General features: G+C 66.3%; 11 protein-coding genes. 4 read left to right on the top strand and 7 right to left on the bottom strand.

Features of this window, described 5'->3' with window-relative positions; genetic code table 11:
• On the bottom strand, nt 1–457 hold a 457-nt coding region (locus RMO18_RS08715), incomplete at its 3' end, for a hypothetical protein (RefSeq protein ID WP_309665280.1).
• 128 nt (nt 458–585) lie between these two features.
• Nucleotides 586–2058 carry a 2-isopropylmalate synthase gene (locus RMO18_RS08710; RefSeq protein ID WP_309665279.1) on the bottom strand — a complete coding sequence of 491 codons (1473 nt, stop codon included), beginning with the start codon at nt 2056–2058 and terminating at the stop codon, nt 586–588.
• Between the two features lie 151 nt (nt 2059–2209).
• Here RMO18_RS08710 and RMO18_RS08705 point away from each other — a divergent pair, with 151 nt between their 5' ends.
• Complete coding sequence (locus tag RMO18_RS08705; RefSeq protein ID WP_309665278.1) at nt 2210–3874, top strand: NAD+ synthase; 1665 nt, start codon at nt 2210–2212, stop codon at nt 3872–3874.
• A 237-nt stretch (nt 3875–4111) separates the two neighbouring features.
• Here RMO18_RS08705 and RMO18_RS08700 read toward each other — a convergent pair whose 3' ends face one another.
• The 4 genes from RMO18_RS08700 to RMO18_RS08685 all read right to left on the bottom strand — a co-directional run bounded on the left by RMO18_RS08700 (nt 4112) and on the right by RMO18_RS08685 (nt 7797).
• On the bottom strand, nt 4112–4894 hold the full coding sequence (locus RMO18_RS08700; protein WP_309665276.1) for a phosphodiesterase: 783 nt from the start codon (nt 4892–4894) through the stop codon (nt 4112–4114).
• 44 nt (nt 4895–4938) lie between these two features.
• A complete protein-coding gene (locus RMO18_RS08695; RefSeq protein WP_309665274.1) occupies nt 4939–5904 on the bottom strand; it encodes a 1-phosphofructokinase family hexose kinase in 966 nt (321 codons plus the stop codon).
• A gap of 442 nt (nt 5905–6346) precedes the next feature.
• The gene (locus tag RMO18_RS08690) at nt 6347–7273 is read right to left on the bottom strand and encodes an MBL fold metallo-hydrolase (RefSeq protein WP_309665273.1); all 927 of its coding nucleotides are present in this window, start codon (nt 7271–7273) and stop codon (nt 6347–6349) included.
• A gap of 113 nt (nt 7274–7386) precedes the next feature.
• Nucleotides 7387–7797, bottom strand: coding sequence for a metallopeptidase family protein (locus RMO18_RS08685; RefSeq protein WP_309665272.1), 411 nt, complete (start codon nt 7795–7797; stop codon nt 7387–7389).
• 98 nt (nt 7798–7895) lie between these two features.
• Here RMO18_RS08685 and RMO18_RS08680 point away from each other — a divergent pair, with 98 nt between their 5' ends.
• On the top strand, nt 7896–8324 hold the full coding sequence (locus RMO18_RS08680; RefSeq protein WP_309665271.1) for a DUF1801 domain-containing protein: 429 nt from the start codon (nt 7896–7898) through the stop codon (nt 8322–8324).
• A 30-nt stretch (nt 8325–8354) separates the two neighbouring features.
• Here the strand turns inward: RMO18_RS08680 and RMO18_RS08675 are convergent, their stop codons facing one another.
• Nucleotides 8355–9299, bottom strand: a complete 945-nt coding sequence (locus RMO18_RS08675) for an alpha/beta hydrolase (protein ID WP_309665270.1) — start codon at nt 9297–9299, stop codon at nt 8355–8357.
• A gap of 148 nt (nt 9300–9447) precedes the next feature.
• Between RMO18_RS08675 and gltX the strand changes: the two genes are divergently transcribed.
• Both gltX and RMO18_RS08665 read left to right on the top strand, forming a co-directional pair.
• Nucleotides 9448–10773, top strand: coding sequence for a glutamate--tRNA ligase (gene gltX / locus RMO18_RS08670; protein WP_309665269.1), 1326 nt, complete (start codon nt 9448–9450; stop codon nt 10771–10773).
• Nucleotides 10774–10916: 143 nt separating this feature from the next.
• A partial coding sequence (locus tag RMO18_RS08665; RefSeq protein ID WP_309665281.1) for an MATE family efflux transporter occupies nt 10917–11601 on the top strand: 685 nt, incomplete at its 3' end.

Genomic DNA, 11601 nt, shown 5'->3' with positions numbered 1-11601 from the left:
TGCGGATCGCCTGCCGCCCCATCGCGTCGTATGTGTACGAAGCCTGGAGGATGCCGTTGATCAGGAACTCCGACATCCGCCCGGCGGCATTGTAGGTGTAGCCGTAGGTCCCGCCCGGACGTGCCTCGGCGGTCACACTGCCCGAAGCATCGTAGGTGAAACCCCGCGTGCCGCCGGTGGCGAGGTTGACCATGCTGAGGCGGTTCGAGGTGGCGGGGTAGGTGTAGCTGTCGGTGGCCGCGCCGAGCTTTGCCGTCAGCCGGTTACCGACGCCATCATAGGTGTAGGCGAGCGCGCCGTAGGGGCCGGTGGCGAGGTTAAGGCTTTCGCGCGGGGTGTAGGTGAAGGTCTCGGAGTTGGTGGGAACCATCAGATCCGTGACGGCGGTGAGGTTGTCGCGCCCTTCGTAGCCATAGGTCAGGTCGCGCAGTTTGGTCGCCCCCAGCGCGTCCGCCAAGCCGGTGAGGCGGTAGCGGGTGGGTTTGCGCTGTGGCGGGTGGCGGCGGGCTCTTGGAGACGGCTAAGCGGAACCGGGCGCGGTTTGCGGGGGGTGGACGGCGTTGTGACGGAGTGCGCGGTACCGGGTTACGGGTCGGCGGGGGCTTCGGCGGGGGCGGCGTCTGGCGCCGGGGCTGGTGCCGCTTCGGGGGCCGCATCGGGTGGGGCGGTGAGGACGCCGTTTTGCCAGATGCCGGTCGCCTCTTCGCCAGTGGGGTAGCGCATGGTGCCGGTGCCGACGCGGCGGCCTGCCTTGAAGCTGCCCTCATAGACCTCGCCGGTGGCATAGGTGGCGGTGCCCTGCCCCTCGATCTGGCCGGCGATCCAGGAGCCGACGTATCTGAAGCCGTCGGGCATGGTCAATTCGCCGGTACCGTTGCGCAGGCCTGCCTTGAAGGTACCCTTGTAGATGCTGCCATCGGGGTAGGTGGCGCTGCCTACCCCTTCGCGGATGCCGGCCTGCCAGTCGCCCTCATAGCGATAGCCGTCGGGGTAGGTCATGGTGCCTTTGCCCTGCGGTCTGGCGTCGGCAAAGTTGCCTTCGTAGACGAGGCCGTTGGGATAGGTGGCGCGGCCCGCGCCGGAAATGACCCCGCGGTTCCAGTTGCCCTGATAGGTGGCGCCGTCGGGGTAGGTGATGGCACCTTCGCCCTGCGGCTGATCGGCCTTCATCGCGCCGACATAGACCGAGCCATCGGGGTAGGTGACGGAGCCAGTGCCTTCCATCCGGCCTTCGACCCAGGTGCCTTCGTATTTGAAGCCGTCAGCGGCGATGAACGTGCCGGTGCCGTGGCGGCGGTCTTTGACAAAGCCGCCCTCGTAGCTGTCGCCGTTGGCATGGCTGACGCGACCGCGCCCTTCGCGTTGGCCGTTGGCGAAGGCGCCTTCGTAGACGTCACCGTTGGGTTGGGTCAGCTTGCCGGTGCCGTTGATCTGGCCATCGGCCCAGTCGCCGATATAGGTGAGCCCGTCTGGCATGATCAGCGTGCCTTTGCCAGACCGGACCCCGGCCTTGAGGCTGCCCGCATAGGTGGCGCCGTCGGGGTAGGTGATCTTGCCGGTACCGTCCTTGACGCCAAGCACCCAGTCACCGTCATAGGTATAGCCGCCGGGGTTGGTGATCTTGCCACGGCCATTGTGCTGGCCGTTGGTGAAGCTGCCGTCGTAGACGGCCCCGGTGGCATAGCGGGCAATGCCCGCGCCGGTCATCTGGCCGGCCTTCCAGTCGCCGTCATAGGTGGTGCCGTCGGGCGAGGTGATCTTGCCGCGGCCTTCGGGCTGGCCCTTGGCGAAGGCGCCCTCATAGACCGACCCGTTGGGATAGCGCGCGGTGCCCTGGCCAAGGATTTCGCCATCGACCCAGTCGCCGGTGTACTCAAAGCCGTTTGGCAGCCGGTAGGTGCCGGTGCCGTGTTGGCGGCCGTTGCGGAAGGTGCCTTCGTAGACCGACCCGTCGTCGTATTGTTTGGCGACAACTTCGCCCTCGTCCTGGGCCAGGGCCAGCGATGCCGGGGCGATTGCCAGAAGCGTTGCAATCATCGCCGCCTTGAAAAGATGCATTGTCGAACTCCCACCCGGACCGCGATGCAAGACTAAGCGGGCGGGGCCGCGCTGACAAGCGCAGGATAAAAGCATGAGGCCGGGCGCGCGGGGACGGCTTTCCCTTGGCGGTCAGTCTGATAGAACCAGCGCAAGCCGCGAGGAGACAGTTATGCCTGAAACGTTCCGCCTGATGCTGGCGCAGTTGAACCCGGTGCTGGGGGCAATTGCGGGGAACGCCGCCTTGGCGCGCAAAGCCTGGGGCGAGGGGCGCGCGGCGGGGGCCGACATGGTGGCGCTGACCGAGATGTTCATCACCGGGTATCAGCCGCAGGATCTGATCCTGAAACCCGCCTTCGTGACGGCGGCGATTGCCGCGATCGAGGCGCTGGCGGTGGACTGCGCCGATGGCCCGGCGTTGGGGATTGGCGGGCCGGCGCGGGTGACGGGGCGGTTGCACAATGCCTACTACATCCTGCAGGGCGGCAAGATCACCGCGACGGTGCTGAAGCATCATCTGCCGAACGACGCGGTGTTTGACGAAAAGCGGGTGTTTTCCCCGGCGGATGTGCATGGGCCTTATGTGGTGAACGGGGTGCGGATCGGCACGCCGATCTGCGAGGATGCCTGGCACCCCGATGTGGCCGAGACCCTGGCCGAGACCGGGGCCGAGATCCTGCTGGTGCCGAACGGCAGCCCCTACCACCGGGGCAAGCCGAACCTGCGACTGAACCTGATGGTGGCGCGGGTGGTCGAGACGGGGTTGCCGCTGGTTTACCTGAACATGATCGGCGGGCAGGATGATCAGGTGTTTGACGGCTCGTCCATGGTGCTGAACCCCGGCGGGCGGCTGATGGCGCAGCTGCCGCAGTTTGACGAAGCGATGGTGCTGGTGACGTTCCGGCGCGGGCCGGAGGGGTGGCGGGCGGACCAAGGCGAGATTGCCGATATACCGCGAGTTTGGGAGGCAGACTACCGCGCGTGCGTGATGGCGCTGACCGATTACATGGGCAAGACCGGGTTCAAACAGGTGCTGCTCGGCCTGTCGGGCGGGATCGATAGTGCCATTGTGGCGACGATTGCTGCGGATGCACTGGGGCCGGAAAACGTGCGCTGCGTGATGCTGCCGTCTGAGTTCACGTCAGAGGCGTCGCTGCACGACGCGGGCGAGGTGGCGCGGAATCTGGGCTGCCGTCTGGACACCGTGCCGATCAGCGGGGCGCAAGGCGCAGTCGGCGATGCGCTGGCTGGGCTTTTTGCACATACCGAACCTGGGATACCGGAAGAGAACATCCAAAGCCGCCTGCGGGGCACCATCCTTATGGCAATATCGAACAAGTTTGGTGAGATGCTGCTGACCACCGGCAACAAGTCTGAAATGGCGGTGGGCTACTGCACGATCTATGGCGACATGAACGGCGGCTACAACCCGATCAAGGACATGTACAAGACCCGCGTGTTCGAGACCTGCCGCTGGCGCAATGACAACCACCGGCCGTGGATGAAGGGGCCCGCGGGGGCGGTTATCCCGGAGCGGGTGATCACCAAGCCGCCAAGCGCGGAGTTGCGCGCCAACCAGCGCGACGATGACAGCCTGCCGCCCTATGAGGTGCTGGACGCCATTCTGGAAGGGCTGGTCGAAAAGGAACAGTCGGTGGCGGAACTGGTGGCGATGGGGTTTGACCGGGCGGTTGTGAAGAAGGTGGAGCATCTGCTCTACATCAGTGAATACAAGCGGTTTCAGGCCGCCCCCGGCACGCGGCTGACGCAAAAGGCATTCTGGCTGGACCGCCGCTACCCGATTGCGATGCGCTGGCGGGATGACAGCGGGGCGTGAGGGGGGGGTGAGCGGGAATAGCTGATCCTCCGGTGGAGGATCGGCCCCGTTCATGTGGGAACCTATTCCCGTGACCGGATCAGCCATGACGGACAGAGGGCAGCGCCTGACCCGGCGGGCGAGTAGCGCCTGCCGAGGGCAGGGCAGGCGCTGCCCGGTGGCTTTGGGCCACCGGGCGGATTGCGGGCTCTGTTGCGGGGCGGCAGGCTCGATGGAGCCTGCCGGACGGGCGTCCGATCAGAAAAACTCGTGCGGGCCGGGATAAGACCCCAAGGGTTGCAAATGGCTGACCAGCGCGCCGTCGCGCCAGAGGTGGATCAGCATCGCGGGCGGCTCGGTGTAGGAGGCGGGCATGGCTCCGGGTGTCAGGCGCAGTGCCAGGCTGGTGGCGGTGGTGGGCGCGGTGAGGGCGGGGCGGCCGGCAAACTCTGTCAGGATGAAGCGGTGGACGTGGCCGCACAGAAGGCGCAGCACTTGGGGGTGGCGGTGCAGGACGTCGGCCAGCCGGTCTTCGCCAAAGCAGCGGTAAGTGTCGATGAAGCCTATCCCGGTGGCGAAGGGCGGCTGGTGCAGCATCAAGAGCGTGGGCGTATCGGGTACGGCGGCCAGCGTGGTGTCGAGCCATTCCGCATGCGAGGCGTCGATCTGACCGTGGTGCTGGCCGGACACGGTGACATCAAGGCCGATCACCCGGATTGCACCTTCGGCGATGCAGTGCAGCGGGCCGTTGCGGGTGGTCGGTATCAGGCCGGACAGGCCGGCGCGAAACGCCGCACGGTCATCATGGTTGCCGGGGATCGCCAGCAAGGGCGCGGTCAGGCGCGACAGGATCTGGCTGGCCAGCGCGTATTCGGCAGGGTCGCCGTGTTCGGCGATATCGCCCGTCAGGATCACCAGGTCGGGGTCGAGGGCGCGCACCTGATCGACCGCCGCGGCAAAGCGGGCATTGCTGTCAAGCAGGCCCTGGTACAGCGTGCCAGGTGGGCAAACGTGCGGGTCCGACAGATGGGCGATCAGCATGCGCGGTCCCTCGTGGTTATCGTGCAGCGGGCGATCGGGTGGCCCTAAACCTCGACCGCGCTGCATTCTGGCAGCAGGCGGGCCACGTCTTCGGGGCGGCACAGCTGGGTGGCATCGGTCATCACGGCGGCGGCGGCGGAGGCCGAGCCAAAGGCCAGCGCCTCGGCCGCGGATTGGTTGCGCGCAAGGGCCAGAACGAAGGCCGCGACAAAGCTGTCGCCTGCGCCGACGGTGCTTTTGACCTTGACCTTGGCGGCAGGGGAAAACAGGCGCCGGTCCTTGGTGGCGAGCACATTGCCATCGGCCCCGCGCGCGATGATCACCATTTCGGCCACCCCGGCGCGGACCAGCGATTGCGCGTATTCGGCGGTATCGGCGCGGCTGTGCAGCGGCCGACCGGCCAGCCCCTCGCCTTCCTCGCCATCCATGCGCAGCACGGTCAGGCCGGGGATCGGGTGGCGCACCGCCTCGGACAAGGCCGAGCCGGAGGTGTCGAGCACGATCTTGCTGCCGGGCATGGAGGCGGCCAGCTGGGCGGGGAAATCGGCGGGCACGCCGGGGGGCTGGCTGCCGGAGATGACGGAGATGCCGCCGGGGCGCGCCGTGGCGCTGAGCAGGGTGAAGACGCGGGCGCGTTCGGTTTCGGTCCAGACCGGGCCGGGCAGCATGAAGCGGTATTGCTTGCCGGTGGAGGCCTCGTTGACGGTGAGGGACTGGCGGGTTTCGCCGGGGCCGAGGATCGACAGGAAGGTGACGCCTTCGGCGCGGATCAGCCCGGCCAGACGATCGCCGGTCAGCCCGCCGATGGCGACAAGGGCAAGGCTGTCACCGCCCAGCGCCTTGATCGCGCGGCTGACGTTCAGCCCACCGCCGCCGGGATCAAGCAGCGGGTCGGAACAGCGCAGCTTGTGGCCGGGAATGATCTCGGCGACATCGCTGGCCATATCCAGCGCGGGGTTCAGCGTCAGGGTCAGGATCGGAATGGTCTGGGTCGGAACGATGGAGTTCATGGCGGCACCTGTTGTTACCGCTATCATAGCCGGGTTGCGGGCGGAGGGGAACAGGGCGGTGCGGGGTGGCGGGGATCAGGGGGACAGGGCAGTCTGGACGTCGAGCGGACATCGGAACCGGGGGTGGCGCATGACCGCCGGGTCGGCGCAGCGACGGCGGTTCCAAGCGCTTTATTCCGCAACCCCTCCCACCGGAATTCCAGGCGGTGACGTTGCAAAAGCCCCCGCCCGAGGGGGGTGATGAGCGATCAGAAATCGTCCAGTGGACGATTTCCGCGAAGAACGCCCGCCCCGTAGGCGGGCCGGGAGGCGGGCGCTGCCCGGCGGCGTGTGCCGCGCCTTGATTCCGGGCCAAAAAGTGGCGGTGTCATGTCCACAGAACGGGCTAGTAGCAGACCTGTTGTCAGGGCGGTGGCGGGCAGGTGGTGCCCGCCGCCAAGGGTCAGCCAGCCATGATCAGCTGATAGCTGGCCGGGACATAACGAAAGCCATCACCCGCGGCTTCCACATAACCCAGACCGGGGAATGGCATGTGGTAGCCGATGAAGGGGATGCGGTCGGCGGCGATCATGCCGAACACCGTGCGGCGGGTGGCGGCGGCGGCGGCTTTGTCGGCGTCGAACTTCACTTCCCAGTCGGGCTTAGCCAGCGACCAAATGTAATGGTTTGCGGTGTCAGCGGTGATCGCCAACCGCTGGCCCGCGCTTTCCAGCATGAACATCATATGGCCCGGCGTGTGACCTGCAGCCATCAGCGCGGTGATGCCGGGGGCAACGGCGCCGCCTTCGTCAAGGAAGGTCAGCTTGTCGTTCAGCGGCACCACGTTCGAGGTGAACACCTCGCTTGGGGCCATCGACCAGTGGTTATGCTCGATCGCCCCGGTCACGTAGCGGGCGTTGGCAAAGACCGGACCGCCAGCACCTTGCAGGCCGCCGATATGGTCGGGATGCATGTGGGTCAAGACCACGACATCGATCTGGTCGGGGCTGATCCCGGCGGCGGCAAGGGCGGCGGTGATACCATCGGGCGACATGCCGGTGTCAAACAGCACCAGTTCGGCCCCGGTGTTGACCAGCGTTGGCGTGAAGAAGAACTGCGCCTTGTCGGCCGGGATGAAGGCTGCGGCAGAGGCGGCGGCGAAATCGGCGGAGTCGGCGTTCAGACCGAAGATCTCTTGCGGTTTGTCGGCGGTCATGGTTCCCGCGAGCAGGGTGGTGACCTCGAAATCGCCCAGCGCAAAGCGGCTGTAGAGCGGGCTGGAGATGCCCTGCTTTTCCGCCTTGGCGACGGCGGGAGAGGCAAGAAAGCCGGAAACAAATGGCAGGGCGGCACCTGCGAACAGGGTTTGGCGACGGGTCAATCCGGGCATCGGCAGTCCTCCTTGGGTTGAAACGACAAGGTAGCTTTCGATGCCGCGCCGGCCAGCGGAACCCCGGTCACAGATCTGTCAGGATGGTGCATGAGGGCACAGTGGCTGTGCGGTCATTCCCACCAGGGGTCGATGGCAGCGATGTCTTCGTCGGACCAGCCGAAGTGATGCGCGAGTTCGTGAATCACTACGTGAGTCACCATGTCACCAATCGACACGTCGCCGCGTTCGGCCCATTCATCCAGGATCGGGCGGCGGAACAGCCAGATCGTATCGGGCTGGGTGGGTTGATCCATCACCGATTTCTCGGTGAGGGGGGTGCCTTCGTACATGCCCGTAAGTTCGAAAGCATCGGTAAGGTCAAGCGCCTCAAGCATCTCGTCTTGCGGGAAATCCTCGATCCTGAGGCGGATCAGGGTGGCGGGTTCGCGGAAAGGCTCTGGCAGGGTCGAGATCGCCTCATGGGCCAATTGCTCGATCAGCGCGAGGGAGGGGGCGATGGTTTCGGGGGCCGGGTTTGTCATGCGCACTAAGTAGGGGCTGCGGGGCCGCGAGGAAAGATGCGATCGGCACAGCCGCATGATAAGATTTCCGGGGGTTGTCAGAGGCGAAGGGTAGGCGGATGTCATACGAGGCCAAGACCAAATCCGCGCCGTTGCAGGCGGGTTGGCTGGACACGGTGGAACCGCAGGCGCGGCGGGATGAGGCGGCGCGCCTGCTGGCGATCTTTGCCGAGGTGACCGGCTTTGTGCCGCGGCTTTGGGGCGGGTCGATGGTGGGCTTTGGGCGCTACGAATACCGCTATGACAGCGGCCAAGCGGGCGAAAGTTTCGCCACAGGATTTTCGCCGAGGAAGGCGGCGATATCGATCTACATCATGCCGGGATATGCGGATTACGGGGCGATCCTGCAGCGGCTTGGGCCGCACCGGTTGGGGAAATCCTGCCTTTACCTCAAGCGGTTGGCGGCGTTGAACGAGGTGGCGCTGCGCGAGGTGATCGGCGCGGGGCTGGAGGATCTGCGCAAGCGTTGGCTGGTTTTTCCGGTGTAAGTGCATGGAAAGATGATAGGACTATGTACCCTACGGGGTGGACAGGATGGCGACCACCGCAGCGCGGACCTTGGCGCGGTGACCAAGGAGGAGATGGCCACCGTCGGGTAGGGCGATGAAGCGCGCTTTGGGCAGGTGGCTGGCGAGGTATTGCGCAATCGGGAACGGGTTGATGCCGTCGTCGCGGGCGTGGACAATCAGGGTTGGCGCGGTGATGCCGGTAAGGTCATAGGTCGCGGCAGGGTCGATGGCGGCGCCTTCGTTGGCAAGGCCGGGCAGGCGGTCTGTCACCGGCAGAAAGCCTAACGTGAGGGCGCGAACGTCGGCGTCCTCATCGGTGGAAAGCCGGGCACGCAGCGCGGGTGTCACGTCAAACGCGGGGTCAAGCGCGGTTGGCCAAAGACGGGTGATCGCCCAGACCGGAAAGTCGGTGGCGAACAGCGCCTGATAGGCCCAGGCAGGCATCGGCAGGTCTTGCGAGGCGGCGGTCAGGGGGGTGAACGGGGCGGCGGACAGCAGCGCCAGCCCAGTTGTGCGTTCGGGGTAAAGGGCTGCAAATTGCAGCGCCGGGGGCACGCCGCCGGACATCGCCAGCAGGCTTGCGCGGTCCACCCCGATCGCATCCATCACATCGACCAGCGCCTCGGCTTGGGCACGGGTGGAGGCGTCGGCGGGCACGGCCGAACGCAGATAGCCAAAGCGCGACACGGCGATCCAGCGGTGGCCGGAGGTGCCGAACATCTGCGCCAGAAGCCTGCCCTGATCATACCCGCCCCCCGCGCCGTGCAGCACGAGGACCGCCGACCCTTCGCCCCAGATGGCCACCTCGACCGGGCCATGGCGGGTTTCGATCAGCTGGCTGCCGGTGACCAGCCCCGCCCTGATCCGGGACATGTCGCGGACGTAGTTCGTGGCAATGACCAGCGCCGCGACGGCGGCGGCAATCCCGAAGATGATCCATCCCTTGCGGTGCATGATACCGGTCCTTTGCTGCGGTGCCGAGGGTTGCAGATTGGCCCGGCGGGTGCCGCGCCGCCCTGATCAGGATCAAGGCGGTGGTCCCTGTCCAACTGGACAAAGGCGGGGGCTTGTGACAGGGAAGGGCGCTTGAAGGAGCCTGCCGATGACCGTGACAACCCGCTTTGCCCCCTCGCCCACCGGATGGATCCATGTGGGCAACCTGCGCACCGCGCTGATGAACTGGATGATCGCCCGCAAGGCGGGCGGGCAGTTCATCCTGCGGCTGGATGACACCGATCAGGAACGATCAAAGCAGGAATATGCCGACGGGATCATGGAGGATCTGACCTGGCTGGGCCTGCATTGGGACCGGGTGGAGCGCCAGTCGCTGCGGATGGAGCGCTACCGCGCAGCGGCGGATGATCTGCGCGCCAAGGGGCGGTTCTACGAGTGTTTCGAGACGCCGGTGGAGCTGGACCTGAAGCGCAAGAAGCAGCTGAACATGGGGCGGCCGCCGGTCTATGACCGCGCATCGCTGAGGCTGAGCGACGCCGAGAAGGCCAGCGCCCGCGCCGAGGGACGCGAGGGCTACTGGCGGTTCATGCTGAACCAGACCCGGATCGAATGGGCGGATGGCATTCTGGGACCGATCTCGATTGATGCGGCGTCGGTGTCGGACCCGGTGCTGATCCGGGCGGACGCGCAGGTGCTGTATACGTTCGCCTCTTCGGTTGATGACATCGACATGGGCGTCAGCTTCATCGTGCGCGGGGCGGACCATGTGACCAATACCGCGACGCAGATTCAGATCATGCAGGCGATGGGCGGCACCCCGCCGTCGTTTGCGCATCATTCGCTGCTGACCGGGGCGCAGGGCGAGGAATTGTCCAAGCGGCTGGGAACGCTAAGTTTGCGCGACCTGCGGGCGCGCGGGGTGGAGCCGATGGCGCTGCTCAGTCTGATGGCGCGGCTCGGGTCCTCGAAACCGGTGGAGCTGATCGGGTCGATGGAAGAGCTGGTCGACAGCTTTGACATTGGGGCTTTCGGATCGGCCCCGACCAAGTTTGATGCCGAGGACCTGATGCCCCTGACGCGGCACTATGTGCAGGGTCTGCCCTTTGCAGCGATAGCCGACAAGGTGGCCGCACTGGGCGTGCCGGGCGACATAGCGCAGGCGTTCTGGGCGGTGGCCAAGGGCAACATCACCGTGCTGGCCGATATGGCGCAATGGTGGACCCTGTTCCGGGATGGGGCCGAGCCCCTGGTCGATGACGCGGACAAGGCGTTCGTTGCGCAAGCGCTGGCGCTGCTGCCGCCGCAACCCTGGACCCATGCGACCTGGGGCGAATGGACGGCATCTGTGAAAGAGGCGACCGGGCGCAAGGGCAAGGACCTGTTTCGCCCCCTGCGCCGGGCTTTGACGGGGCGCGATGCGGGGCCGGAAATGGCGGATGTGATGCCGCTGTTGCGCAAGGTGCCCAAGGTCTGAGCCGGGCGGACAGCGCCGGAGGGTTTCACACCCTCCGGACCTCCCGTGGGATATTTTTGCCAAGATGAAAGGGCGGGGGCGTGGCCGGATCGGGTGAGCAGGCGAAGTTCGTGGAGGGCAGCCTCTTCCGGCATGTGTCGGTGATGGCGCTGACCTCTTCGGTCGGGCTGATGGCGGTGTTCGTCGTGGACCTGATCAACATGGTCTATATCGCGATGCTGGGGCGCGAGGAACTGGCGGCGGCCATCGGCTATGCGGGGGCGATCCTGTTTTTTACGACCAGCTTTGGCATCGGCATGTCGATTGCGGTGTCGGCGCTGGTGTCGCGGGCGCTGGGCGCGCGGGACATCGCACAGGCGCGGGAAAAGGCGACGACCGGGCTGATCCTGGGGCTGATCTTCGGGGCGCTGTTTGCCGCTGTGGTCTGGGTGTTTCTGGCGCCTCTGGTCAGCCTGCTGGGTGCTACCGGCGAGACGCATGACCTGGCGGTGTGGTTTTTGCAGATCGTGACACCGTCGCAGCCTTTGCTGATGGTGGGCATGATCGGCGGCGCGATCCTGCGCAGCCATGGTGATGCACGATCCGCGATGATGGCCACGGTCTGGGGGGCGCTGGCCACCGCCGTGCTGGACCCGATCCTGATCTTTGGCCTGGGGCTGGAGCTGACCGGGGCCGCGATGGCCTCGGTGGTGGCACGGGTGGTCATTGCCGCCATGGCCTTGCGCCCGATCATCAAGAACTACGGCGGGTTTGACCGGCCAAGCGCCGCACAGGTGGTGGCCGACATGGGGCCGGTTTGGGCCATAGCCGTGCCCGCGATCCTGACGC

Source organism: Tabrizicola sp. (genome assembly GCF_031377265.1).
Classification (GTDB): domain Bacteria; phylum Pseudomonadota; class Alphaproteobacteria; order Rhodobacterales; family Rhodobacteraceae; genus JAUYQR01.
The sequence above is the reverse complement of the archived record's forward strand: the minus strand, read 5'-3'. Positions and strand labels throughout refer to the sequence as shown.